The organism is Pseudoalteromonas sp., from assembly GCF_036960685.1.
Lineage (GTDB): Bacteria > Pseudomonadota > Gammaproteobacteria > Enterobacterales > Alteromonadaceae > Pseudoalteromonas.
Map to the genome: position 1 here is coordinate 43,458 of NZ_JBALXK010000024.1, position 26,255 is coordinate 69,712.

The following is a 26,255-nucleotide window of genomic DNA, read 5'->3' on the forward strand; positions in this document are numbered from 1 at the left end:
TGCAGAGTTATAAACTTAGCATGTAAGCGCTTACATTAACAACCTAATAACAATAATTATAATAAATTAACTTAAATAATTCTGATCCTGCGATAAGTTACGAGATATAAAGATCAGAAGGTAGCAAAATTACAATAAGTTAAAGCCAGCCTATTTTAGGCCAGCTTTAATCCAATCTAATATTTTGTGACGCGTATTAGTAGAAACCCAATGTTCATTGATAGGTGTGATCAAGGAGGTTTTTTCACTATTAATAGCGTTATAGACTATATAACAGGTAGTTGGCGGGCATGTATTGTCGTTAAAGCCCCACGTCATAAACACCGGCACATCAATAAAGCGTGCAAAATTTACAACATCATAATAGGCCATAGTTTTAACTTTCTCTGGTGTGTCCATACCTGAGAACTTGGTAAAAAAGTGCGGGTAACCACCTGCTCTCCCCTCTTTATAACCTGCCATATCACTCAAAGCTGGATGGTTTGCAGACACAGCTGTTATGCGTTTATCAAGCCCAGCTAACACCAGCGCCAACGCTCCCCCTTGGCTACCTCCCTGAGCAATCATATTTTTAGCATCCCATTGTGGTAGTTTAGTCAAAAAATCGACCACCCGTGGCATAGATATATACGCTTTTTTCATATAGTAATTATCGCGGTTATCTAAACCATTCGTTAAGTAACTGTTGTTACCTTCGCCAAAAGCAGCACTTATTTCATTATAGGTAGGACGGTCTAGATCAGGGCGTATGCCATGTATTTCCATATCAAAGCGAATAATCCCCGACTCGGCATAAAAAAGATGCTTTTCTGGGGTCATAGGTTTTATACCAGCACCTGGTGGAGATATTACAACAGCAAACTTACCTTGCTGTTTAGGTATCGTTAAGTAGCCATAAACGTACTGGCCTTTTCTATATGCTTGAATCTTGACTAAATAACAATCAACTAATTCATTTGAAAATTCTGGTACAAATGTTTTTTCAACTTTGTAAGGCACCGTCTCCGCCTTTTTTAGTTCTTGTTGCCAGTAAACACTAAAATCATCAGGCATTTTAGTGTAAGCAGTTAGCTCATCAACAGAAAAACCAAGCTTGATATGGTGTTGATAGGTTTTCCCATCTATTCTGGCTTTTAATCGTAATGCCTTAAATCCCGGTGCAGTTAAAGTGCCCATCGCAATATTTGCCTCACCGTTATCAAGTGCTACTTTGTCAAACGTGTCTGAAGGCAGCATATCAGGACCTATTTCATACTCTATTTCAGTATCAGTAACGCGCATACCATAGCGATACAAAGACACTTTAACACTGGCATTTTCATTGGTTTTATATAACCAGTTATGATGGTTTGGTGTAGTAACCCAAACAACATCACTGCGATATGGATTATTTTCTGCCACCGCTGGCAAAGCCAAGGCAAAAAAAATCACATTAATTAAAAATAATGTAACCGCCTGTTTAAAATTTATTTTTCTTGGTTCAATGGCAAACATAATAGGTTAAGCCTCAAGGGGTACTTATTCGCAAAAGTTAACTTTATTCTAAAGAAGCTTTACGAAATTGTAAAAAGCAATTAATCGCTGATTAAATTAATGACTATTTATTTTTTTAAGAATGTACGATTTTGATTAACTGCCAATATGTTCAATGCAATACATCAGCCACATTGCGATTACTGCGATGAAGTTAATTGTAAAAACAATACCTCGCAGTCTTATATTTGCAGTGAAAACTTGAACACCACTGTGCATTACTCGTCCAGCGACAAATACCCAAGCCAGTAAACAATAAACTGAACTAATTTGCGAGCCAGAAGACATTAACAACACACAGATTAGGTGAAAAAACATCGGCCATTCAAATTGGTTACTCAAATTAGCACTGAGTTTTGGCTGTATAGATTGAAAGGGATTAGAGCCATCAGCTCGTTGCCCTAGCCCCCAGATACTCGGCGCCCTAGCTATTGTTAGCAAGCCATATAGTACAATACACAAAATTACGTGAGCAAACATGGGGAGAAATAGAGTATTCATTTTACACTGAGTCCTTTAAGAGCAATCTCATCTTGGCTAAACAAGCCTAGAATAAAAACTATCAATGACTAAGCTTAAGAGAGTAGCTGTTATACGGCGATTATTCCTGAGCGGATACTATTGGCAAAACCACCCACTTTTACGCTGCGTATTATTGAATTATCAGACTCAACCGATGCCGTAATTAATGAATGACAATTCATAGCTCTACCTTGTTCAAAAACATATTCACTACCTAACTCAGCAAGGTGCTCGCTAAGATAACACGCTAAAGCACCACAAGAACTTCCTGTCGCTGACTCCTCAGGAATACCAAATAAAGGAGCGAAATTACGACAACTTGCTGTATGTTTACTTGGTAACTCATTAAGCTCAAAAACATGAAAGCCAACCAGGTTATACTGTTTGCAAAAATCAGCAATACGTTTATCATCTGGCACTATTGTATCTAAATAACCATGGGGAACAGGAATAATCACGTCTGCGAGCCCTGTGGAAATAGCTTCAATCGGTAAGTTTGTGCTTTCAAGTATATTACTTTCAATACCAATAACATTGGCAATTTCTTGATATGAAAAGCTCGCTATTTTTTCAGGTAATTGCTGCGCCATGACGACCTTGCCACTTGACTCAATAGTCACAGACAGCATTCCAGCTTTAGTCCGCTGTACATAAGTGCCCGCTCTAAGCATACCCTTTTGGTACATTGTAGAAAAAGTAGCTAATGTAGCATGGCCACAAAAATCAACTTCTGCTGTTGTCGTAAAAAAAGACACCTCAAAATCAGCTTCATTATCACTAGCAACAAAAGCCGTTTCTGAATACCCAACAGCTTGGGCAATTTTTAATTTTTCAGCATCTGAGAGGTTGTCAGCATTAAACACAACACCAGCAGGGTTGCCACCTTTGCCATTTACTGTAAACGCGCTTACCAAAGCAACTTCAATATCCACTTGTACTAAACTCCCTCTATTACGAGCCTGAAGACTTACCCGTTTTATGTATCAACCATAGCCGAGTATTATTTAACCTAGATGATAAATTTAACACCGAGCTAATCTCTAACTTAAAACTTACCGCTTACAACTTAAAGCTTCATTTCAACCTCTCATACAACCCTGATGCGCGGCTGACTGATTTATTCATGGCCATGAGTAATACTTTTTTGTCGGCCACCAGCTCAAAGGTTTGTTTTGCGCGGGTAATACCGGTGTAGACCAGTTGGCGGTTTATGCCTGCAGTTGCTTGATTAGCTGGTGGCAGTACCATAGCGGTGTAGGTAAATTCAGAGCCTTGTGATTTGTGTATCGTCATAACATACACTTTATCGTGGGCGGGCAATCGTGCGGGTGAAAAGGCCCGCTCACTGCCCTGCTCGTCGATAAATACCGCTTTTAATTGGCCGTTCTCATCAAGCATTAAAATACCAATATCACCATTGAATAATTTTAGCTGATAATCGTTTTGCGCAATCATAATTGGCATGCCCACATAATGGCGCTGATCAGGATTTAGGGCAATTAAGCCTTGTTGTGCAAGCTGTTTTTCAATACGGTGATTTAAGTTATTTACGCCATAATCACCTTCACGTACTGCGGCTAACAGTTGGTAGCTGGAAAACGCTTTATGTACGGCGGCACTACTTGCTTGCTGGGCAATTAATTGCAGATACTCAGCGTATTTATGCGCGGCACTTTGCACTAGTTTATCAAGTGGCTGGCTTACTAAATCATAATCAAAAATCACATCCTTAAATGCGCCGCTGTTTACCTCTTGCTCTACGTAATTAAGCTTACCAGTATTATTGGTATTTACCGCTTGTGCTAATTGGCCGATACCGCTTTTGGCATCAAAGCGATAACTATGTTGTAAAAATGCAATGCAATCGGCAAGTTTAAAATCACTCGGGCTACTTTGTAGTTTATCTTCGCCGTTAAAACACAACTGATTCAACTCTGCGCAGCGCGCAGCAGAATAATGTGGCGTTTGCCCAAGCGTTAATCCTTGGCATAAATCGCTCATAACACTGCCGGTATCTACCGAGGCAAGTTGGTCTTTATCGCCCAATAAAATGAGCCGCGCGTGAGCTGGTAATGCTTCAATGAGCTTTGCCATCAATGATAAATCAACCATTGAAGCTTCATCGATGATCAACAAATCAACGTGTAATGGGTTGGCCGCTGAATGCCTAAATTTATTTGTAAACGGTTTAACCCCAAGCAAACGGTGGATTGTCTGGGCACTTTGCGGTATTAAGGTTTTTATATGCTCGGGAATACTGGTGAGTTTATCTTTTGCGCCCAGTATTGATTCACTCAAGCGTGCTGCCGCTTTACCCGTCGGTGCCACCAGCTTAATACTCAAGGGGGCATGTTGATAAAGTGACTGTAATATTGCTAATAATTTTGTCACTGTAGTGGTTTTACCTGTACCAGGGCCACCGGTAATCACACTAAACCCTTTAGTCGCCGCCATTGCACACGCTACTTTTTGCCAGTCGATGCTATCGGTTTGCTGATCTGGAAAATAATCTGCTAAGAGCTGCGTCAATGCCTGATTATCAATCTTTACTGTTTGCTGGCTCATCTGCAATAAACGCTGCGCCAGTGTGTGCTCGTAACCTGCAAGGCGAGCAAAGTACAAGCGATTATCAAATAACAATAATGGTTTTCCAGGGCCAACACTGGCATGATTTTGCAAACAAACCAGTGCCTGCTCGGTAGTAAAGCCATCACAAAATGGGCTTAAACAATCTGGCACGCTCAGCGCCAGGGGGCTAAATTCGGCTTGGCGTAAATTAAACGGGTTTTGCCAATCAAGTTCGTTCAGTGTTAAGCAACTATGCTGGCTTTGTTGGGCATTACTGAGTAATAAAATCAGATAAAAAACATCATCATGCTGTTGCTCGCAGAGTAAGTCGGCCAGCTTTATATCAACCATTCTGACGCGATTTTCACTGAGTAAATAATCCAGTAATGGCACTATTACAGGGCTGCTTTGTTGTGGTGCGTTCATAGCATGGTTCCTTCACTAAACAAGCCGTCTAAAATCAGCACTTGCGCTGTGGTAAGCTTTTTAAAATATACGCCCTTCCCCTCACTCATACCACGTAAAAAAGTGTAATACACGCCGCCTAAATGTTGCTCTATGTTGTAATTTGGTAGCCGTTGTTTTAATAATCGATGCAGCGCCACAGTATAAATTAAATACTGTAAATGATACTGATGGCTGCTCATTGCTTGCTCAAGGGCATCTTGCTCATAGTCACTTGCTTGGCTACCTAAATAGTTTGATTTGTAATCTAAAATATAATACTGATCTTGATAGCAAAATATTAAATCGACAAACCCTTTCAGCAAGCCTTTTACATCATAAAAATCCAACCGGCTTTGATTAAAACCAAACTCTTTAACTAATATCGCATTTAATTGCTTGGCTGATAAATGGCTCAGTGGCAGGTTAAATTCCATCTCCACTAAACATTGCTGCGGGGTTAACACACTAAGGCTTAAGCCTTGTTCGTTCAATGGGCAATTAAGTGCATCAAGCACCCATTGCTGCGCCGTTGCTTGCCACTGCTCACTAATGTGGTATTTATTTAAACTGCGCTCAACCACGGCCGCTAAATTTTGCTCTGCATTGGTGGGGTGAGTTTCAGGCTGGGTAAAATCAAGTTGTTCAAAAATTTCATGTAAGCAACTACCTGGTTTTGCGCCTTTCGGGAAGCTATATGGTGATAGAACTTCATCTTGCTGAGCGGCAAATTCGTCTTTTTCGTGATCTTCATCACTGCGTCCAGGCTCTATATGATCGGTGTGCTTTTTAAAACTCAACGCACTAAAACTGGTAGCGCGCCAATTACGTTCAATACGCGCATTAACCTGATTTACAGTGAGTATTTCACTGGTATCAAGGCTGTTGATAAAGGTTAACACGCCCTGCTCAGCGAGTTGCTCAGAGTTAAATTGTTGATAAACCATTGCCTGGTTTGCATCGCAAAATTCTTGTAAATGCTCACGCCAAACTTGACTACTGGTAATATCTAAACCTGCAAATAATACATGCCCTAACGAGCTACTTTGTATTGCTAAACGGCTGCTTTGTCCTTGGCCAAGGTTATACATGCCAATAGCACAAAAATGCACGGCGCGAGTAAGGGCAACATACAATAACCGTAAATCTTCCGCTAAACGTTCTTGTTGGGCTTTTTGTAGTGCGTCTTCACTTTTACTTAAATCGTAAATCAGCTTACCATCTTGATGATAAAGCGCGTCTTTGGTTTCACGAAAGCCACTAGCAAACGGCATAAACACCAGCTGATATTCAAGCCCTTTTGATGCGTGCATGGTCACTATTTTCACTAAATTAGCGTCACTTTCTAGGCGTACTTGCACCGCTTCACCATCTTGCTGGCTAACCTTTTGCGCGAACCAACGCAATAAACGCAGCGTGCCTTCCAGCTCAATTTGCTTTTGCTGGAGTATTTCCGCCAAATGCCTAAAGTCGGTTAACCAGCGTTCAACGTTGTAGCCTAAGCCCTGCCATTTTGCGCTGAGCTGGTTATGGCTTAGGAGATGTTCCATCATTGCCATGGCACCTTGCTTGTGCCAAATTTCGCTCAAGCTGGCAAAAAAGGTTAAATACTGTTGCCACTGAGTTTCGTCTTCATGCAAAGCATAAATGGCGTTATAACTGAGGCAAAATAACGGCCCTGCTAATACGCCGCGTAGTAACGACTCGTCATATTGGCCGTGTAAAGCAGTTAAAAAATTAAGCAAATGATGACTTAACTCTTGATTGAATACACTATCACGAGACAAATAAACGCTGGCAATATGCGCCTCACTCAAGGCTTTTTTCATGATTTGTGCTTCAACACGATCCCGTACCAAAATACAAATATCAGCAGCGGTTATAGGTGTTGTGCCAATGCAAGCACGCTCTTGGCCAGCTTGCTCCAGCAAAGTGACTATTTTATTAGCAAAATACTGCGCTAACTGTTGCTGGCCAAAGCCTTTACTGGTTGGTTTATTTTTTTCATCTGCATCAGTATCTACAAATACACAAAATTCAAACGCAGTAGCGGGCTTGCCATCGAGTAAAAATGATTTATCGGCTTTTTTACCCTTTGCTGCAACTGGGCTGAACGGTATGGCATCGTTATAAATAAAGCTATTGCCGTGTTTGGCAAATAACTGGTTTACGCTTTGGACTACATCGCTGCTGGAGCGAAAATTTGTGCCTAAGGTAAATTGCTGCTCTTTAACAACCGCTTGTTTTGCACCGATGTAAGTAAAAATATCCGCGCCCCTAAAACCATAAATGGCTTGTTTTGGGTCGCCAATCATGGCGAGGGTGGTATTCTCTTGACCATAAATTTTACTAAAAATGCCGTACTGAATCGGATCTGTATCTTGAAACTCATCAATCATCGCCACCGGAAACAACTGCGCTATTTTTTGCGCCAGTGTATCGCCTTGCTCGCTGTGCAGCGCATTGTGTAAATTGCTGAGTAAATCATCAGGGGTGATCACACTTTGCTCTTGTTTGCGCTTAACAATGGCGGTTTTTACCCAACTTGCAGCATGTTGCACAATGGCAATACCTAGGCCTTGGTTTACTACAGATGAAAGTCTTGCGAGTTCATCAAATTCGGCGATCAGCGGATGAGTAAATAACAGCTGATTTTTTTTATAATTGCTGGCATCACTTAAGCTATCGCTGCCCCACACCGCAAACGAGTATTTGCTGGTGCCAAACTCAAAAAATGCTTCATCACCTACACAAAATTCTTCCAGCGCTTGTAAACTGCCTTTTCGTGCGGGAGTTTTGGAGCCACTAAGCCCTGAGCTTTTAATTGCAGCAATAAACTCGCTTTCTAAACAGGCTTTTTTAAACCCCGGTACTTTTGCTAAATATTGCTCGCGGGCTTGCCACACATCATCTAACTTTATTTGTGGTGTGATCTGCGCATTACCTTTATTTAAAATACTCGCTACGTGTGAGAACAATTGCTCTGGCGCGGCGAACACATTTAATATGGCATCGGTTTTTTCTTTATCTAACGGGTATACAAACGCACGCCAAAAATCTTTAATGGTCTCAAGCAGAATATCCCGCTCATCGAGAATAAACTCTAAATTAAATGCCACACCAGATTCAAACGCATGCTGTTTAAGCATGCGCTGACAAAAACCATGGATGGTAAAAATAGCCGCTTCATCCATCGACTTGGCCGCCGCATCGAGTAAATCAAAAGCGCGGTGTTTATCGTCAATTGCCGCTATTACACCTGTTATCAGCTCATCATCTGGGTCTTGGCCAAGCAATGCATCGCGGGCGGCAATAATGCGGCTGCGCACCCTGTCTTTAATTTCTTGAGTGGCGGCATCGGTAAACGTTACCACCAATATTTGCTCAACACTGAGCGGCACATTAACTGCTGCAGTGCGATCATCAGCGTTTTGCATGCCAAGCAAATAGCGTAAATATAAACCCGTAATGGTATAGGTTTTACCAGTACCAGCACTGGCCTCAATCAGGCTTTGCCCCGTCAGTGGCATAGTGAGTGGGTTAAGCGCTTGCATAGTCACTCTCCTTGGCATGAGTAAATAATGGCGCCAGTAGTAGCTCGCTCCATTTTATAAATTCGTCTTGGCAATCGGCTAACGACTGAATGGTTAAGCGAATATAAGGATCTTCCCCTTCGCCTCGGCCAATATATTGTGGGCTAAATTTACTCATCGCTTTGTTTATATCACCACCACTTTTAATGTATTCATAACCACTAACCGGAAAAAACGCCACTGGCGCTTGTCGTAACACTTTATACAAATCAAACCAATCGGCCAGTAAAGCATCGGCATCTGCTTTACTCATTGGTGCAAAACTAATTTTTTTATCCAGACCTAGCAGTAAAGTCTCAACGTTTTGTTGCATACTTTGTGCTGCTAAGTGATAAATAAAACCTTTGATCAGATCTTTCGCTTTAATACTGGCACTGCGGTAAAACACTTGTTTTTGCAAATACACATGATTTAGCCAGCCTTCAACTTGGGTGTTTTCAAGGGTTAACTTAACCTCAATCGGCTCATTTTTACCGCCTTTTATTTGCTCTTTCACTTGTCCTGCAAGTGCGTCAACTCGGTGCTGCATACTGTCGTAAATAATGTCGCCCACATTGGCTTGCGGTAAATCTCCGCGCTGCAGTATTTGTGCTGTGCTAAGTGGTTGTTCATTAATATTTGCTTGCAGTATTTCATCCAGATAAAAATACCGTTTTAGTGCATCTAAACTAAATGGCTCTTCATCTTTGGCTACTTCATTAAATTGCGGTAAGCGTAACCCTAAACTTTGTTGATAAAAGCTTTCTTGGGCATGGCATACACTGCGAATAAACACATCAAGATCAAGCTGCTCTGGCGCAGTGACTTCAAGCTTAGTGACAGGCTCTGGCATTATTGGCGCAGCAGGTAGCCAAATTGGGTTATAACTGTGATTGCTTTGCAGCGAATGATTGGAGGCTGCTTGATAATATTGGCTATTAAATGGTTGTAAATGCTGTTGATTAATCAAGCTCTGCGGTAATTTTTTATGACTCTTATCTGCGTATTCAAAGTCTGCGTATTCAAAACTACGGCCAATGTATTCTAATAATTCGCTAACCAAGGTTGATGGCATACGCGGCTGGTTGTCGAAACACGAGCGGCCAATATAACTCATATACAAATTATCGCGGGCACTGAGCAGTGCCTCTAAAAACAAGTAGCGATCATCCAGTTTGCGTGATCGGTCACCTTTTTGCTTTTTAGAATACGGCACTAAGTCAAAACCAATCGGTTGCACGGTACGTGGGTAATCGGCATCGTTAAGGCCAAGCATACACACCACTTTAAATGGCACTGCGCGCATTGGCATGAGTGTACAAAAGTTAACTTGCCCCACTAAAAAACGCTGACCAACGCCCTTTTCTTGAATGCCTTGTTTAACCAAATAGCTAACAATGCGCTGCGACACGGCTTGGCTGTAGTCACCATTGTCGTGGTGCTTTTTAAGCTCATCCAACACGTTTTGCAGGACTAATAGATCCCAGCTATCGTCGCTGTCGCTTTCATAAATTTCGCTTAGCAGGTTTGCCAGAATATCTGCTTTGTTAATCAACGTATCATCTGGGCTTAGTTGCTCTTTAAAGTTTTGTAATACATCAATAAAATGCACTAATTTATTGAGCGTATCAAGCGCCATACCTTCGACTTCATCGGCGCTGTAAATCCCTTTGTAAGGGCATTGTTCATCGCGCTGGGCAATGCCAAGCAATAATCGGTTTAAACCATGTTGCCAGGTATTTAGCTCAATGGCGGGTAAATCAAAACTGTGTTTATGCTCAGCGTTAATGCCCCATTTAACACCAACACGTTCCAGCCAATACTGAATTTGTTCGTACTCATGGGCTTCAACACTAAATTTTTCAGCTATTTGGCTCACTTGCAGTAAGTCGAGAATATCTGACACACCAAAGCGCGAAAACGGTAAATTAGCAAGGCTGGCAAACGAGCTGAGCACCGGTTTTTCTTGCTCAATAGCGAGATCGGCTAACGCATAGGGAATAAAACGCTCATTTTTCGCACCACCAAATACCGCTTCAATGTAAGGGCTATAAGTGCCCACATCCGGCATCATTACAATAATGTCTTTGGGTGTGAGCTGTTTATTTTGGTTAAATAAGTTAAGTAGGTAATCATGCAGGCGCTCGACTTCTCGAAGCGGTGTATGGCAATCGCTCAGTGTAATACTGGTGTCGTCACTGTTTATTGGCAATTTGCCTTCATCATTTATAAACCACGCTTTGTTTTCGCTTAGTGATTCGCCTTTAAACGCCAGTTGATAAATTTCACTTTGAATTTGGCCAAGTAAGCTGTCGTCAAATACATCAATAAAGCCATCAAGCCAACTGGCTTCAAGTTGTACTAGTTGCTCAAAATAATCACGGCCAAGTTTCCCCCACGACGATAACAGCGGATTACCAATAAAATAATATTCTTGTTCTGGTTTAGATTGCGCGTCTAACAAAGGTTTGATGGCATATTTAGCGGTGATTTTTGCTGCGGTTTTTTCATCGACCACATCACCCCAATAATGCTCACTGGGATTAAAAAAGAATAAGTTAACTTCTGTTTTTTGGCTTAAAGCTTCAAACACCTCAAGTTGTGAGCTGGCAATCGCTGAAATACCAAATAAATTGATGCGTTTAGGTAATAAATTTGCATCCATTGATGCAAGCGCGCTGAGTAACTTACCTTGCATATTAGCGCGATGAAATTGGCTTTGGCCAAGTGCTTTACTGTGCTCAACAATACGCCGCCAAAGGTCGGGCTGCCATGGCGCTATGTTTATGTCTACATCGTCCAGTTTATCAACACCGCTGTCCCAAGTCGCAATCCAGTGCGGTCGATACATCAGATATTGGTCATATACGTCGGCGATTTTTTCACACAAGGCAAAGGTTTTTTGCCCATCGGTATCGCCCGCTAAATAAGTTTTAAGGGGTAAGTACAGCGGTTCATCAATGCAATTTGGTAATATAGCAAACAGTTTCCAAGCAAGGTTTGGCTTATTAAAAGCCGACTCTTTAGGCACATTAGGTAACAACTGCTGATAAAGCTGCCAAATAAAGCTCGATGGCAATGGGAAGTCCACCTGCGCGGCAATGCCTAGTTGTTCACTCAACCCAATTTTGAGCCACTGCGACATCCCTGGGGATTGTACCAGCACCACTTCTTTATCAAACACGCTGGGTAATGGGTTTAACTTTAACAGCTGATGAAACTGCGCTTGCAGGGCTTCCATCCGGTTTGATTGAATAATATTGAGCATGGCGACACTGTTCTTGCTTGAGATAAAACCAGTGTAAGATATTTTCAATTACAGGGGTAGCCAAAGTCGTTAATTGGCTTTAATAAATCAGATGCTTAGCTTGATATTTAAGCGGAGTAAGCCCACGACTTCAATCCCTGAAGCGGTGAGCTTAATATCGTTACTTGTAGGGACTAATACTGGATAAACTAAATTGGCTTTGCATAATAGTTTTGCCATCAATGCCTTTAAGCTGCAATGAAATAGCTGGATCTGCTTGCTGCCAATCTATGCTTAAATCACCGTAGTTTACCTCATGAGTAAATTGCCCAATGCGATGTTTATTGGGACTTACGTCTTTCCATTTTTCAGTTAGGCCAGAGCTTGTCATTTCAACTAATGGATAATCTAGATCAGTACTGTATTTAGAGATTTCTCCCCAGTGAGTATCGCCACTGATAATAATCACCCCATTTACACGGTGTTTTTTAATAAGTGTGAATAACCGTGCGCGATCTTCAGGAAAGTTAGCCCATGACTCCCAGCCGGTAAAATCAGGTAGCAACTGTAAGCTTGAGCTGATCAGCTTTATTGCCGCTGGCTTTTTCAGCTCTTGCTCAAACCATTGCCACTGCGCTTCGCCGAGCATTGATGCGCCTTTTACCGCTGTTGGGCTGTATGGCCCTTGATTGTTTGCTTTACGCTTAGTGTGATATTCAGCTTCGCTTACTTGCTTAAGTGCATCTCGGTTCCAACGTAGATCAGGCATGATCACCTGTATGGTTTGTTCGCCTTGCCCATACATGTACGAGGTATAAATACCATCAGTTCGAGTACGTCTAATTGATGCTTTTGGCTCTTGAAAGAAATCGAGCATAATTTGTCGTGATTGCTCTTTTTGTGGGTATTCTTTGCCTGCATCATTTTGGCCATAATCGTGATCGTCCCACATGGCGATAATCGGCGTTTGTGCTTGTAGCGTTTTAAAACCTGGTTTTGCCCCTAGTTTTTGGTACTTATTTGCCAGCACTTGCATATCGTTGGTGTCGCCATAGATGTTATCCCCTAAAAAGATAAACAAGTCGGCATTTTCCTTATTGATCGCATCAAAAATGGGAATCGCTTTATCTTGATGACCGCAGGAGCCAAACAGTATTTTTTGAGGTGCCGTTATTTTTTCTGCTGCGCTTAAAGCACTACAGCTCAATAAAACGCTTGCCAGTAGGGTTTTTGCGAGCGTTGTTACAAGCATAGAGCGGGTAAATAAAGGCTTCATTTTAATACCTCAGCGATCGCAGGTGCCATTTTAGGGTTTATCGTTTGTGGATTTTCACCTAGCGCAGTTAATACGGTGGCGGCAACTTGCGCTTGCTTAAGCTCTGTTTTGGTTGTAACTAAACCGGTAGTTTTAATGGCAGGACCAATGGCTGCAAACCAAATGTGCTCAGAGCCAATTATTCCCTCAGGAAACGCTTTACGCCCTTGCTCTGACTTTGCTAATGCTTGTTTTGAACTGTGATGCTGCCAATCATTAGCGTGACTGCCACGGCCATGATCTGTGGTGATAATCAGGGTCGTGTTATTTTTATAGCCCTCAGTAGTCTGAATAGTCTGCCATAAATCTTTGATGAAAGCGTCACTTTGTTTAGCTGACTTTAAATAATGATCGTAAGCGCCATCATGAGCAAAGTCATCGGTTTCACCTAAACTGATCACCAGTAATTTAGGCTTTTTAGCCAACATATACGCTTTAGCAAAACGATAAGTAAAACTATCTAAACGCACATTATGCCAAGGGCTTGGGATCTCATTTTGCATTGCATTTAACAGCGCAGCATCGTTTGATAGGTTCGCTGAAATTGGCATAAAGCCCGCGTTTACATACACGCCACTGCGCTTATCATTGACAATAAACGGGAACACATCCCAGCTACCAAAGAGTGCCGTTTTGTTTTTATATTCAACCTGTTGCTCAAGCAACTCCAGCATGGTTTGATTTGGGTTTAAAATTTTATCGTTACTGTTAATGCCCTCATCAACAAACCCACTTAAAATCTCGTTGTAACCTGGGTATGAGAAATACCACGGATTACTCACCGACATCTTGGAGTTATTATTTCTGTCGCCAATAATCGCTCCTTGTTTTGCCACTGTTTGAGTTATAAAAGGCATTAGCAACTGTTGACGCTGTTTAGTATCGTCGTGCCAAAACTCAGCTTTTAGCTCTTCGCTGCGTTTAACAAAATCAGGGTTGTTGATCAGGTTTTCATCCGCGCCATTAAACACCTCTTGCCAGCGCACACCATCAAGGGTGACTAACACCACATTTTGCGCTGCAACTGCCAATTGGCTGGTCAACAGTAATATACCAAGCACATTTAGTTTGATTATTTTTTTCATCTTATTACCTATAAAAAGAGCAAAAAGCCCATCAATGACGGGCTTTGTGTTTAAACTATAACTTAGAAATTAGCAGTAAATGTCAGTGCTGCTGTACGTGGTGCGCCAATAAAGTAGGTCGAGCCATTACCTGTACCACCAGCAAGGTACTGCTTGTCTGTTACGTTAGTCACAGCAAAGGCAATATCGATTGATTTAAATGCCCCAGCATTGACTTCTGCGTAATAGCCTGCGTTAAAATCAATCACGGTATAACCATCTACTTCATTGCGAGCACGGGTTTGTTCATCGGTCCATGCACCTAAACGCTCACCCGTATATTTTGCTGAAATACCAAAGCGGAAATCACCACTGTAGTAGTCAGTTGAAAGCACAAACATATCACTTGGAGCATCAATAACATCATCGCCCGATCTAAAGCTTGGCCCTGCACCATCAATGAGTTCACCGTTTGCATATGAGCTTGGGTCGTCAGAGGCGTATTCAGAGCTGTTGTTAGTGTATGATGTGTAGATATTCCATTCATTAGTAAGCATATAACTTGCAGATAATTCAATACCTTGAGATTCAATGCCGCCCACATTAATGTAAGAGCCATTGGTGCCTATGGTATAATCAATACCGCTAGAATCGCTGCCTGGGGCAATAAAGGTAATACGGTTTTCAAATTCAATTGAGTAAGCCGTTGCCGTAAGGCTTAAACGGTCAGCCTTATAACGCACACCAAAATCAATATTTTCAGCGGTTTCTGGCTCAATGTCAGTAAGCGTTGAGCTGTCGCGCTCAAGTACGCCATCTTTAATTGCCGCAAAGTTTTGACTGTAGCTGGTAAATAACTCGGTGCTGCTATCAAGTTGATAAAGCACACCGGCACTAAAGAGTACGTCTGAATCACTGTTTACTTTATCTGAAGTTATATCATTAAAGTGGTCGTATTTTTGTAACTCAACGAGGTATTGCTTAGCACCAATATTTAAGGTGAAATCACCTAGCGCCATTGAGTCTTGCACGTACCATTTGAACGTATCAGTATCAAAAGTGTTTTTGTACTGAGTCCAATAGGGTGTGCTGTCAAAGTGATGATATACACGGGCATCAATTACTTTGTGCCAATCACGAGATTCATCACGCTCTGATTGTTCATACCAAATACCCGCTTCAATATCGTGCATACCTAGCGTTAATTGGTAATTAGCGGTCAAGCCTAAACGGCTTTTATCATAATGAGTATGACGATACGACATCACAGGAGTAGCATCAGCTGAGTAACAAGCTGGATTTAAACCAGGGCCTGATTCCCACGGCCAACTTAGACTTTGTGTACAGCCGGGGTTTGGCGCAAGTGGGTTGCCATCACTATCTACAAAGCCATACGAGCCTGCATTACTGCCGCCTTCAGTGGTTGGGTTACCATTTTCATCAACAGGTGAGGTTAAATACGGTGGGATCCAATCGCCTCGCCCTGAATTTTTATGATAATACGGGCTGACTGTCAGTAATGATGACGGTGAAATAGCGTATTCAAACTTTAAATAACCTAACGTATTTTCACGCAATGTGCCCCAACCTTCAGCAAACATTTGGTCAAAATGCGGGGTGCCTGTCCAGTTCCACGTAAGTTGATCCCAATCTGGCGTTTGTGCAAATTGTTCAAGACTAACGCTGTTATAGTTTGTTTCGCTAACATCGTCATAAGATAAACGCCCTGTCATGGTTAACGCGTCAAAGTTTGATACAAATTTAACCTCAGCATGTTGGTTATCTTTACCACCATTACTGCCATCGCCTATCCAACGACTGGTATCAGTTTGCGAGTAACTTACATACGCTTGGGTGTTATCAAAAATAGTACCTGTTTCATGTTTAAAGTAATAACGTGAGGCATCATGATCGCCATTGGTATAAGCAAAAGTCGTGCTTTTTTCAAGGCTTGGGTCTTTACTGACAAAGTTAAACGTACCACCTAACGCTTCAAGCGATGCAGAAGCAATATCTGATGTGCCTTGACCCACTTCTACTGTTGCTAGATTTTCGCTATCTAGGTAACGATTCGCTTTTGCCCCGCCGCCATAATTTGAGCCGCCATTTGGAATACCATCAACTGTCATTCCCAGCTGCTGCTGATTGCCGTCAATACTAAAACCACGCATAGTAATCGTGGTAGACCAATCATCGCCACCAAACGCATCACCTTCGTTAATACTAATGCCTGGCAAGTTATCAATCACCGACAGTACACTCGATACCGAACTTTGTTGCTCGATCATTGATTGTTCAATCACGCTGTTAGCATAGCTGGTTGGTTTAGCCACGACGGTGACTTCTTCTATTTCATTATTATTGGCAAAGCTATTTGTTGAAAAAGCCAACGCGATAGCGAGGCTTAGAGTTGAATGTTTTGTCAAAGTACGCATTGTTGTCCCATTTGCAATTGTTGTTTTGAATGCGGGCACAGTATGGCGGGGATTTGTGACAAAACAGGTCCAAATTATTGACACAATGATTAAACAAATATAGAACTTTTATGGCAACTTTTAGATATGGTTAGCATTATTGCGAGTTTGGGTAAAACTGATCACTTCATTACGTAACATAGCAGGAGCGTACAACCAGCCTTGTGCAGTTGTGATCCCTAAGCTCTTCACCCATTGTTCTTCTTCGGCTGTTTCTATGCCTTCGGCAACAACAGCAAAGCCAAGCTTGGCAAATAACTCGGTAACTTGATGATAAAGAATTCGCCCAGCATCTTGCTGACATTGCAGTAAAAACTGGCGGTCTAATTTAACGTGCTTGACCGGAAAATGAGTCAGCATAGATAAACTTGAGTAGCCTGTGCCAAAATCATCCAGAACGGTTTCTATATTATGAGCGCGCAGCTTATTTATATTCTGCGTTACGATGACTTGTTGCTCAAGGTAGCTTGATTCAACAATTTCGATTTTCACTTGATCAGTAAATTCAACAAACAACTGACAAATTTTATCAACCATCTCAGTGTTAGTAAGTACATCAGGGTTAACATTGATACTAATATTGGGTTTAAAGCCTACGTTGCGCCACTGAGTTAAATCGCAGGCGGCTTGCTTAATGACCCAGCCGTCGATGATATCGGTTTGCTTATGCATGATCAGAGTATCTAAAAAATAAGGCCCCGATACACTGCCATCGTTATTGTGTAAGCGCAGTAAAGCCTCAAAGCCAACGACTTGACCCGAGTTTAAATCGATTTGTGGCTGGTAATACAAGGCAAGCCTTGCATTTGAAATGGTATTTAGCACAGTTGTAAGTTGTGCGCTGGAAAGGTTCTGCGCTTGTTGTTGCTTGATAAAACGCTGCTCAGAGTTCGCAACAAACCGCTCACTCACATTTAATTGGCTACTGAGTTTATTAAACGCCATTTGATAATTATTTTTTTCACTGCTTAAGCGTAAAAATGGATAATAAATAAAAGCATTACACAGAATCAAAAACACTTGATAAACAGGTGCCGATGCATCGGTGCCAACCATAGTACCGTTGATGATTGTTGGCGTCATCCAACTAATGGTCACTTCTTGGTAACCTATTACGCCACTAGAGAGTAAAAAATAACTGAGCAAAAAGTTAAAGCACGGCACTAAAATAAAAGGCACTAACAGCAGAGGGTTTAAAAATACCGGCAGCGCAAACAAAATGATTTCGCAAAAATTAAATAACGAAAACGGGATCGATATTTTTGCGATACTTTTTTCATGTCTGCCATTTGGTAATAAGAATGCAGCAACGATCAGACCAATAAAACAGCCAGTGCCACCAATCAACACAAAGGTATCGTAAAAGGTTTTTGCCGTTAAACCCGGGAGAATATCTTGCTGTAAAAACAGTTGCTCAAACATCATTGAATAGGCGTTATCGCCATGCACACCAAAAAACCAAAAACTATGCACGATGATCATACGTTTAAATAATTGCATTGCGACGCTGCTATCATCGCTACTTGGTACAATATACAACAATGCCGATTGCACACTCACTTCAATCAAGGGCACAATAAAATACAGTGCAAAAAATGCCAAGCTAAAAGGCACGATCAAAGACAGCTTTTCTTTTAAAAAATCACTAATTAGTGGTAATTCAAGCCACTGTTTAGGTATGAATTTATAGCCCAACATCAGCAAATAACTGGTTAAAGATGGTACCAGTACCGCATAAGCCGATGCGCCATTGACATTGACAGCAAGCACGCCATTGTTAAACGCTAAAAAATCACTATGCGCGCAAAAGCCCGCTAACGCTAACATGCTGCCCACCACTGCACTGTTGCCTAAATTTTTAGATAAGTGAAAGCCAACGGAAAGTGCGACCATTAAAGGGAATAAAACAAAAATAATATTAGAGCTGTGCTCAATAACGCTGTACAGGAAATCGCTGGGGGATAAAATGGCAAAATTAACGGCAAGGTTTAATACTAGAATGGCCAGTGCTGAACTTACAAAATACGGGATCAATGCTATAAATGCTTCGCGTAATGAAATTATATAGCGCGATTGAGCAAACACAGAAAACAGCGTATTAAGTTGCTTTAAAACCAACAAAGTACTTCCTAAAGTTAATTTATCTAATGGAGTATAATTTATTTATCCTGTAATGGTTAATTATTTAAAACATCATCTTACACAGTGTTTCATGCAAAAAAATACCACCGATAACGGTGGTATATAACTTATGCTGACTAACTTAGTTTAGATGAGTTCTGCTAGCATACTTTCATCGTATGCAACTAGCTGTTCATTATTAGCAATTTTGCTCACGTAATCTGGGTTTGCGATAAAAGGACGACCAATAGCGATTAAATCAAATCTATTGTCATTTATCGCAGCTTTAGCACTGTCATAATCATAACTGCCTACGCCAACCAAGGTGCCTGTAAAATGCTCGCGTAAATATTCAGAGGTAGTTTTATTGCCAAGGCTTGCAAAACGCATGCTGTCATCAAAAATACCACCGTGTAAGTAAGCCAGTTTGCGCGTGTTTAGCTGAGCAAGTAAGTAATCAAATACACCTTGATCACGTTCATCTTCACTCATATTAAAATAAGCACCAGGCGATAAACGCAGTGCTGTTTTATCAGCACCAATGGCTGCAATAACACCATCAACGACTGCTAACGCAAAGCGTGCCATATTTTCAGGTGTTTGCCCGTATTGATCAGTACGTTCATTTGCAGCGAAATGTAAAAATTGGTCAATCAAATAGCCATTGGCACCGTGGATTTCAACACCGTCAAACCCTGCTTCTACTGCATTTTCAGCGGCTTTTGCGTAATCAGCAACTAAACCTTTAATATCGTCAATAGTGGCAGCTTTAGGAGTGATATAAGTAAGCTCACGCATGCGTGGTACTGAGCCTTCAACACCGATTGCTGATGGCGCTAAAACGTCACCATCAAAAAAGTGCGGATGAGCAACACGGCCAACATGCCACAATTGTGCAAATATTTTACCGCCATTAGCATGTACTGCGTCGGTTACTTTTTTCCAGCCTTGAATTTGCTCACTAGTAAATAAACCAGGGGTATTTGGGTAACCTTGTGCGTCAGGGCGAATTATCGTCGCTTCGCTAATAATCAAGCCCGCTTCTGCGCGGCGAGCATAGTAGTCAACCATAGCTTGGGTTGGTACTAAGTTATCGTCTGCCATACAGCGAGTTAATGGTGCCATAAGTATACGATTTTGCAGTTCAATGCTGTTATTCAGTTTAAATGGTTGCAGTAGATCAGTGGTCATTATTATCAATCCTTATCTTGAATGTACATTCAAGATAAGGGCGAACCATAAAATATTCAAGCCTATTTTTGAATATTCGCTCAAGATTAAGTAAACTGCTTTTACCAACACCTTGAGAGAGCACTATGAGAGTAGCCGAATTTGACCGCGAGTATGTACTGCGCCAAGCGATGCACGCTTTTATGCAATGTGGTTATGTCAAAACCAGCATGCAAAAGTTAACGCAAGTTACGGCCCTTCATCCAGGCTCTCTGTATGCAGCATTTGGTAATAAAAAAGGCATATTTTTAGCGGCAATTGAGCAATATCAAACCGACCGCAACCAACAATTCACAGCGCTTTTTTGCGAACATAAACCAGTATTACCTAACCTGCGCCTTTATTTAGATGCAATTATCAAAGAGTGCATTTGTGGTGAGGCTATGAAAGTCTGCTTACTAACAAAAAGTATTAGCGAAGTTGAAGGACAAGATTTACAAATAAGCCAAGTACTGATGGCTAATTTAAACGCCTACGAAAATGCCCTTGCCAAGCAATTTGACCGCGCAATAGCGCAAGGTGAGCTCCCTGACACCCGCAGTGCTGAGCATCTTGCCCGTTTTTTAGCTATGGGCCTGTATGGGCTAAGAACCTACGCATTGACCAACCGGTGTGAAAATGATTTAAGCCAACTAGCAGACGATTTATACAATGCGTTGTGTAATTAATTTCTAACTAAGCGACATTTTGTCATATTAGTCAATATACTATACCTAAGCCATTCTAGAGAGAGTCTATTAATGAGTAATGCAACCGCATCTGAAAAATTTGAGACTATTCTTAATTTAGGAGCCAAAAAGAGACTGGCTTTTATGTTTGAGACAGTCCACGAATTCAAGCAAGTTTGGATATTAAATGACGACGATGGCTGTGTAATGCTTGCCAACGAAGATGATGATTGTGTTCCAGTATGGCCAGAGCGTATTTACGCAGAAGCCTGGGCCACAGGAGAATGGGAAAACTGCACAGCAAAAGCAATCCCGTTAAAGGACTGGCTAAGCCGCTGGACGCCAGGCCTTGAGCAAGACGACCTACTTATTGCCGTATTCCCCACTGAAGAAGACGACGGCACCATTTTATTTCCTGATGAATTTGATAGCCAACTTAAAGCACCTAAAAAACGCTATTAATTAAATATGGTTAGTCGCAGGTTACTTAGTTTCCTGCGACTTTTATTACCCGCACATTTCTAGAAAAATACGCTACAGATTATTTTAAAGTCGCCTCAAAGCAACTTTCAACCACGCTATCAAATGACTGATTGATTGCTATGGTAATAACATTGTTTTCATCAGGCATTTCAAGCGTATCAAACTGGTTTTTTAACAGTTCAACTGGCATAAAGTGCCCTGTTCTATCCTGCATTCTTTGTTTCACTAGTTCAAACTCACCATAAAGATGTAAAAACGTAATTCCCACATTCCCATCACATATTTGCTGACGGTATTTTTGCTTTAAGGCGGAACACACAATCACTGCAACTTCATTTTTCTTTTCAATACTAAAAGCAGCGTCACGAATTCTTTCTAACCAAGGTGCTCTATCCTCATCGTTAAGTGCTTCCCCTGCAGACATCTTTAAAATATTTGCTTTTGGGTGTAAATCATCACCATCAATAAACTTAACATTCATTTTTTTTGCTAATGCTGAGCCAACACTTGATTTGCCAGTGCTGGATACACCCATAATTATAAATATACGCCCAGTTGTTGCTTGGCTCACTTGATTAACCTCGATTTAATTTTAAATTCATTGCTGTTCAATGTATTTATTATTTTAAGTTACAGGTAGTATGTTACCCGTAACAATTGACAGTGTGAAGTTAAACAAAAATTATTTAAATAACCTGAACTCGGGTTAAATAGTATTAAGTAGGAAGTATATGTCAGATTTATCTTTAATCTTAACTGCAGTAGGCTCTATCTTTTTATTACTTTTTCTCGTAATGAAAGTCAGGCTACACGCTGTTGTATCTTTGATATTAGTCTCGATGATAGCCGGACTGTGTTCAGGCATGAGCCCTGAAATGATCACAAAAACAATTGAAAAAGGAATGGCTGGCACACTAGGTTTTGTGGCTGTGGTGGTTGCTTTAGGTGCAATGTTTGGCAAGGTTATGGAAGAAACTGGCGCACTTGATCGCATTGCCCACACCCTTTTAAATAAGTTTGGCGATAAGAATGCGAATTGGGCACTCACCTTTACCGGTTTTATTTGCGCTTTACCGTTATTTTTTGATGTTGCGGTGGTTCTTTTAATTGGTATTGCTTTTGCTGTAGTAAGAAAAGGCGGTGGCAGTGTAGTTAAAATTGCCATTGCTTTACTTGCAGGCATTGCAGCGTGCCAAGCATTTCTGATCCCTGCCCCTGGTCCTATTTTAGTGGCTTCTGAACTAGGTGCTGACTACGGTTATATGATTTTATTTGGCTTACTCGCAGGTATTCCGGCAATGGTGCTTGGCGGCCCTATCTGGGGAGCGCTTATTTCTAAGTCTATTCATGTTGAATTACCCGACCATGCTCAAACAGATAACGACACAAGAGCAGGCGAAGGGATCCCCAGCTTTGCTCTTGCCCTTGGTTTAATTGCTCTCCCTTTAATTATGATCAGTTTAAACACCTTAGGGGGTCGATTTGTGCAAAGTGACTCGAGTATCGCGCATTGGCTTGCATTTATTGGTCATCCTTTTACTGCCATTTTAACCGCCTGTTTAATGGCTTTTTACCTGCTTGGTGTTAAACGAGGTGTGCCTAATAACCGAATAATGGAGATCTGTGGTAGCGCCCTACAACCCGCTGGCGTGATTATTCTTGTCACAGGTGCAGGTGGCGTATTTAAACAAGTATTAATTGATTCTGGTGTCGGCGATGCTCTGGGTAATTACCTTGCAGGTTCAGGTTTACCAATTGTTATTTTAGCGTTTGTTTTAGCTGCTGCGGTTAGAGTAATTCAAGGTTCTGCAACCGTTGCTATGCTAACCGCATGTGGCTTAATTACCCCTATGCTTGCGCCTCTTGGTCTAAGTGGCGCGCAGCTTGCTGCAATTACTATCGCTATTGGTGGTGGATCTATCGTGCTGTCTCATGTTAATGACTCGGGGTTTTGGCTGGCCAGTCGCTACCTTGGCCTTACTGAAATGCAAACGCTTAAGACATGGACGGTGATGGAAACAATTATTGGTACATGTGGTGCGATAGTCGCAATATTGATCTCGCTATTCCTATAGCGACTAAATGCTCAAGTTTTTAGCTTGAGCACTTTTTAATACTAAGCACTTTCACCTAAATGAATTTTATAACCCACATCAACAACCCGCTCGTAATCTACTTCATCCTGTTTGCTATCAATTACGCTCAATAACCTTTCGCCTGCAAGATTACCAATGTGTTGCCGCGGCGTTATTACACTGGCCAGTTGCGGCACCATAGATTGACCAACATCGTGACCATGAAAACCAACAATCGCCATTTCCTGCGGGACTGCTATATTACGTTTTTGACACTCAAAAATTGCACCAATTGCTAAATCATCATTAGTACAAAAAATACAGTCTGTATCTGGGTAATCTTTGAGTGTTTGCACAATAAGCTTTGCACCTAAACCGTAAGAAGATGGCTTATCCGTCATAATACTGCGTGGCGTTAAGTCTCTTTTGCTCATTGCAGCGGTATAACCTTGTAGTTTAAGTTTCGTTCTCATATCGAGCCTGGCACCTAAATAAACAATGTTTTTATAGCCTTTATCTATCAGTGCATTGGTCATATCAAAAGCCGCTTTAATATTATCAAAGCCAATTAAATACTGGATAGGAGGATGATTAATATCCATTATTTCGACGACCGGAATACCTGCCATTTTTATCATTTGCCGAGTGCGCTCGGTATGAGTTGTCTCAGATAAAATTAACCCATCAACATGATAAGACAATAAATACTCGACTCTTTTCTCTTCAATCTCTGGGCTATAACCATAATGAGCCAGCATGGTTTGATAACCTGCCGGTTCAGTTATTTCTTCAATGCCTCTGATCACTTGTGCAAACACTTGATTAGTCAATGATGGGACAAGCACGCCAATAGAAAAGCTTTTTGCATTTGATAACAGATCCGGCGCTTTATTAGGTATATAACCGAGTAATTCAATTGCTTCACTGATTTTACTGCGCGTTGCTTCAGATACTTTTGTGGGACTTTTTAGATAGCGGCTGACCGTCATTCTAGTCATACCCACAGCATCTGCTATATCCTGCAAGGACGAGCGTTTATTTTTTTTCATTACAGCTAATAAATTTTAATTGTTACCTGTAACATAACAATTTCGGGGGCACTTAGCCACTTTAGCAATCTATTCAATATTCACCAGTTTATGCTAGAAATGTGTATAAGATTAATAAGTAGTATCGGAAGGGATTAAGGAAAGTAAAAACTAATAAAGTATGAGAGCACTTATTGTCTGAATACCACAAACAAAAAAAGACGTCATGAGACGTCTTAATATTAAATAATGGCGGTGAGGGAGGGATTCGAACCCTCGTTAGGGATTAACCTAAACACACTTTCCAGGCGTGCGCCTTCAGCCACTCAGCCACCTCACCGCAGGCGTTAATGTATAACGCGGCGTAATAGTATGAAATAGCGTCCACAGGTGCAAGGTGTTTTTCCCTTTTGCCTGTTAACTGCCTAGTAAACAAACAAAAAAGCCGCTGATATTCATATCAGCGGCCTTATCTTTATTACTTACTTTAGCGCTTAAGTGACGCTGAGAAATCAAGCATGCGATTAAGCGACTTGAGCGCGCCTTCACGAAGGTCCATATCTACGAACACTTCTTTGCCAGTTGCATCTAATAACGCTTCCTCAATCGCTTTGAGGCCGTTCATTGCCATCCATGGGCAGTGCGCACAACTCTTACAGGTTGCGCCTTCGCCAGCCGTTGGTGCGGCAACAAATTCTTTATCTGGGCATAACTGCTGCATTTTATAAAAAATGCCGCGATCTGTAGCTACAATAAACTTTTGATTGTTCATCGTTTGTGCCGCTTTGATCAATTGACTGGTTGAACCTACTGCATCAGCTAACGCTACAATCTCTGCTGGTGATTCTGGATGAACCAAAACGCCAGCATCAGGGTACAGCGCTTTCATGTCTTTTAACGCTTTGGTTTTAAATTCGTCATGCACGATACATGCGCCATTCCACATGATCATGTCGGCGCCGGTATTCTTTTGAATATAGGCACCTAAGTGTTTATCTGGGCCCCAAATTATTTTTTCGCCCATTTCATCAAGGTGCTCAACAATCTCAAGGGCACACGATGAGGTTACTATCCAGTCAGCGCGAGCTTTAACGGCCGTTGATGTATTGGCATATACAACCACTTTACGATCAGGGTGCTGATCACAAAATGCTGAGAACTCGTCAATTGGGCACCCAATGTCTAGTGAACAGGTTGCTTCAAGCGTTGGCATAACAACGGTTTTGTTCGGGGTTAAAATTTTAGCTGTTTCCCCCATAAAACGTACACCCGCGACAATGATCATGTCGGCATCGTGTTTTGCGCCAAAGCGTGCCATTTCTAACGAGTCGGCAACGCAGCCGCCTGTTTCTTCAGCAAGCGCTTGAATTTCAGGATCAGTGTAATAATGGGCAACCAATACGGCATTTTTATCAATCAATAATTGTTTGATACGTGCTTTGTATTGCGCTTGCTCATCATTATTCAATGGAGCTGGTTTAGGAGGAAAGATATAACCTTCAGGCATAATAGTTTGAGCTAAACTCATTTCTCGACCACTTAATCTACAGTGCATTTATAGGGCGAATTATACGAGAATATATAACTAAATAACAGTAGTGCTAATAAATACCAATCGACTTAAATTTTAAACCCGGCTTACGTGCTAAATAAGGCCGAAACGAAGTCATTTTTATAGCGAACTATTTTTCTGGAAGATACTGTTTAAAAATGCGTATTTGCTGATCAGGGTGCTTTGTTAATTATTTTACAAACAAATAAGTGAGGATAAACATTTGAATATGACAAGATGAAATTAAGATGAGCAAAAAAGTGTTTTAACAATAAAGAAACCAGAATGGTGGGTCATGATGGACTTGAACCATCGACCAATGGATTAAAAGTCCACTGCTCTACCAACTGAGCTAATGA

The 26,255-nt window shown here is 41.4% G+C and carries 17 protein-coding genes and 1 tRNA gene; 3 read left to right on the plus strand and 15 right to left on the minus strand.

Annotated elements, in window-relative coordinates; all coding sequences use genetic code 11:
* Positions 1 to 150: 150 nt before the first annotated feature.
* The 11 genes from V7783_RS17175 to V7783_RS17225 all read right to left on the minus strand — a co-directional run bounded on the left by V7783_RS17175 (position 151) and on the right by V7783_RS17225 (position 20,051).
* Positions 151 to 1,494: an acetylxylan esterase gene (locus V7783_RS17175; RefSeq protein WP_335679759.1), complete on the minus strand. Its 1,344-nt coding sequence runs from the start codon at positions 1,492 to 1,494 to the stop codon at positions 151 to 153.
* Between the two features lie 135 nt (positions 1,495 to 1,629).
* Positions 1,630 to 2,034 (minus strand): MAPEG family protein, encoded by a 405-nt coding sequence (locus V7783_RS17180; protein ID WP_335679760.1) that lies wholly within the window; start codon positions 2,032 to 2,034, stop codon positions 1,630 to 1,632.
* Between the two features lie 89 nt (positions 2,035 to 2,123).
* Positions 2,124 to 2,987 (minus strand): PhzF family phenazine biosynthesis protein, encoded by an 864-nt coding sequence (locus V7783_RS17185; protein WP_335679761.1) that lies wholly within the window; start codon positions 2,985 to 2,987, stop codon positions 2,124 to 2,126.
* A gap of 142 nt (positions 2,988 to 3,129) precedes the next feature.
* Positions 3,130 to 5,049, minus strand: coding sequence for an exodeoxyribonuclease V subunit alpha (recD, locus tag V7783_RS17190; RefSeq protein WP_335679762.1), 1,920 nt, complete (start codon positions 5,047 to 5,049; stop codon positions 3,130 to 3,132).
* Positions 5,046 to 8,621: an exodeoxyribonuclease V subunit beta gene (gene recB, locus V7783_RS17195; RefSeq protein ID WP_335679763.1), complete on the minus strand. Its 3,576-nt coding sequence runs from the start codon at positions 8,619 to 8,621 to the stop codon at positions 5,046 to 5,048. Before recB ends, recD begins: the two co-directional genes overlap by 4 nt.
* A complete protein-coding gene (recC, locus tag V7783_RS17200; protein ID WP_335679777.1) occupies positions 8,608 to 11,907 on the minus strand; it encodes an exodeoxyribonuclease V subunit gamma in 3,300 nt (1,099 codons plus the stop codon). The genes recB and recC overlap by 14 nt, the downstream gene beginning before the upstream one ends.
* Positions 11,908 to 12,067: 160 nt before the next feature.
* Positions 12,068 to 13,162 (minus strand): alkaline phosphatase D family protein, encoded by a 1,095-nt coding sequence (locus V7783_RS17205; RefSeq protein ID WP_442961392.1) that lies wholly within the window; start codon positions 13,160 to 13,162, stop codon positions 12,068 to 12,070.
* Positions 13,159 to 14,286 carry an alkaline phosphatase family protein gene (locus tag V7783_RS17210; RefSeq protein WP_335679764.1) on the minus strand — a complete coding sequence of 376 codons (1,128 nt, stop codon included), beginning with the start codon at positions 14,284 to 14,286 and terminating at the stop codon, positions 13,159 to 13,161. Before V7783_RS17210 ends, V7783_RS17205 begins: the two co-directional genes overlap by 4 nt.
* A gap of 62 nt (positions 14,287 to 14,348) precedes the next feature.
* The gene (locus V7783_RS17215) at positions 14,349 to 16,700 is read right to left on the minus strand and encodes a TonB-dependent receptor domain-containing protein (protein WP_335679765.1); all 2,352 of its coding nucleotides are present in this window, start codon (positions 16,698 to 16,700) and stop codon (positions 14,349 to 14,351) included.
* Positions 16,701 to 16,820: 120 nt separating this feature from the next.
* Positions 16,821 to 18,860, minus strand: a complete 2,040-nt coding sequence (locus V7783_RS17220; protein WP_335679766.1) for an EAL domain-containing protein — start codon at positions 18,858 to 18,860, stop codon at positions 16,821 to 16,823.
* Positions 18,861 to 19,007: 147 nt separating this feature from the next.
* Positions 19,008 to 20,051 carry an alkene reductase gene (locus V7783_RS17225; RefSeq protein ID WP_335679767.1) on the minus strand — a complete coding sequence of 348 codons (1,044 nt, stop codon included), beginning with the start codon at positions 20,049 to 20,051 and terminating at the stop codon, positions 19,008 to 19,010.
* 125 nt (positions 20,052 to 20,176) lie between these two features.
* Here V7783_RS17225 and V7783_RS17230 point away from each other — a divergent pair, with 125 nt between their 5' ends.
* Together V7783_RS17230 and V7783_RS17235 are read left to right on the plus strand one after the other, a co-directional pair.
* Positions 20,177 to 20,758, plus strand: a complete 582-nt coding sequence (locus V7783_RS17230; protein ID WP_335679768.1) for a TetR/AcrR family transcriptional regulator — start codon at positions 20,177 to 20,179, stop codon at positions 20,756 to 20,758.
* A 72-nt stretch (positions 20,759 to 20,830) separates the two neighbouring features.
* A complete protein-coding gene (locus V7783_RS17235) occupies positions 20,831 to 21,220 on the plus strand; it encodes a DUF2750 domain-containing protein (RefSeq protein WP_335679769.1) in 390 nt (129 codons plus the stop codon).
* Positions 21,221 to 21,299: 79 nt separating this feature from the next.
* On the opposite strand, the gene V7783_RS17240 is transcribed toward V7783_RS17235, so the two are convergent.
* Positions 21,300 to 21,776, minus strand: a complete 477-nt coding sequence (locus tag V7783_RS17240) for a gluconokinase (RefSeq protein ID WP_335679779.1) — start codon at positions 21,774 to 21,776, stop codon at positions 21,300 to 21,302.
* A 196-nt stretch (positions 21,777 to 21,972) separates the two neighbouring features.
* Between V7783_RS17240 and gntU the strand changes: the two genes are divergently transcribed.
* Positions 21,973 to 23,316 carry a gluconate transporter gene (gene gntU / locus V7783_RS17245; RefSeq protein WP_335679770.1) on the plus strand — a complete coding sequence of 448 codons (1,344 nt, stop codon included), beginning with the start codon at positions 21,973 to 21,975 and terminating at the stop codon, positions 23,314 to 23,316.
* Positions 23,317 to 23,357: 41 nt separating this feature from the next.
* Here gntU and gntR read toward each other — a convergent pair whose 3' ends face one another.
* The 3 genes from gntR to nadA form a co-directional block, all read right to left on the minus strand.
* Positions 23,358 to 24,365: a gluconate operon transcriptional repressor GntR gene (gntR, locus tag V7783_RS17250; protein WP_335679771.1), complete on the minus strand. Its 1,008-nt coding sequence runs from the start codon at positions 24,363 to 24,365 to the stop codon at positions 23,358 to 23,360.
* Between the two features lie 229 nt (positions 24,366 to 24,594).
* A tRNA-Ser gene (locus tag V7783_RS17255) sits at positions 24,595 to 24,684 on the minus strand.
* A gap of 147 nt (positions 24,685 to 24,831) precedes the next feature.
* Entirely contained in the window at positions 24,832 to 25,872 is a 1,041-nt protein-coding gene (nadA, locus tag V7783_RS17260; RefSeq protein WP_335679772.1) for a quinolinate synthase NadA, read from the minus strand.
* Positions 25,873 to 26,255: the final 383 nt, after the last annotated feature.

Excerpts from the sequence above, each read along its gene's own strand:
- V7783_RS17175 (WP_335679759.1), bottom strand. The coding sequence starts at position 1,494 with ATGTTTGCCATTGAACCAAGAAAAATAAATTTTAAACAGGCGGTTACA.
- V7783_RS17180 (WP_335679760.1), bottom strand. The coding sequence starts at position 2,034 with ATGAATACTCTATTTCTCCCCATGTTTGCTCACGTAATTTTGTGTATT.
- recD (WP_335679762.1), bottom strand. The coding sequence starts at position 5,049 with ATGAACGCACCACAACAAAGCAGCCCTGTAATAGTGCCATTACTGGAT.
- recB (WP_335679763.1), bottom strand. The coding sequence starts at position 8,621 with ATGCAAGCGCTTAACCCACTCACTATGCCACTGACGGGGCAAAGCCTG.
- recC (WP_335679777.1), bottom strand. The coding sequence starts at position 11,907 with ATGCTCAATATTATTCAATCAAACCGGATGGAAGCCCTGCAAGCGCAG.
- V7783_RS17205 (WP_442961392.1), bottom strand. The coding sequence starts at position 13,162 with ATGAAGCCTTTATTTACCCGCTCTATGCTTGTAACAACGCTCGCAAAA.
- V7783_RS17210 (WP_335679764.1), bottom strand. The coding sequence starts at position 14,286 with ATGAAAAAAATAATCAAACTAAATGTGCTTGGTATATTACTGTTGACC.
- V7783_RS17215 (WP_335679765.1), bottom strand. The coding sequence starts at position 16,700 with ATGCGTACTTTGACAAAACATTCAACTCTAAGCCTCGCTATCGCGTTG.
- V7783_RS17225 (WP_335679767.1), bottom strand. The coding sequence starts at position 20,051 with ATGACCACTGATCTACTGCAACCATTTAAACTGAATAACAGCATTGAA.
- V7783_RS17230 (WP_335679768.1), top strand. The coding sequence starts at position 20,177 with ATGAGAGTAGCCGAATTTGACCGCGAGTATGTACTGCGCCAAGCGATG.
- V7783_RS17235 (WP_335679769.1), top strand. The coding sequence starts at position 20,831 with ATGAGTAATGCAACCGCATCTGAAAAATTTGAGACTATTCTTAATTTA.
- V7783_RS17240 (WP_335679779.1), bottom strand. The coding sequence starts at position 21,776 with ATGGGTGTATCCAGCACTGGCAAATCAAGTGTTGGCTCAGCATTAGCA.
- gntU (WP_335679770.1), top strand. The coding sequence starts at position 21,973 with ATGTCAGATTTATCTTTAATCTTAACTGCAGTAGGCTCTATCTTTTTA.
- gntR (WP_335679771.1), bottom strand. The coding sequence starts at position 24,365 with ATGAAAAAAAATAAACGCTCGTCCTTGCAGGATATAGCAGATGCTGTG.
- nadA (WP_335679772.1), bottom strand. The coding sequence starts at position 25,872 with ATGAGTTTAGCTCAAACTATTATGCCTGAAGGTTATATCTTTCCTCCT.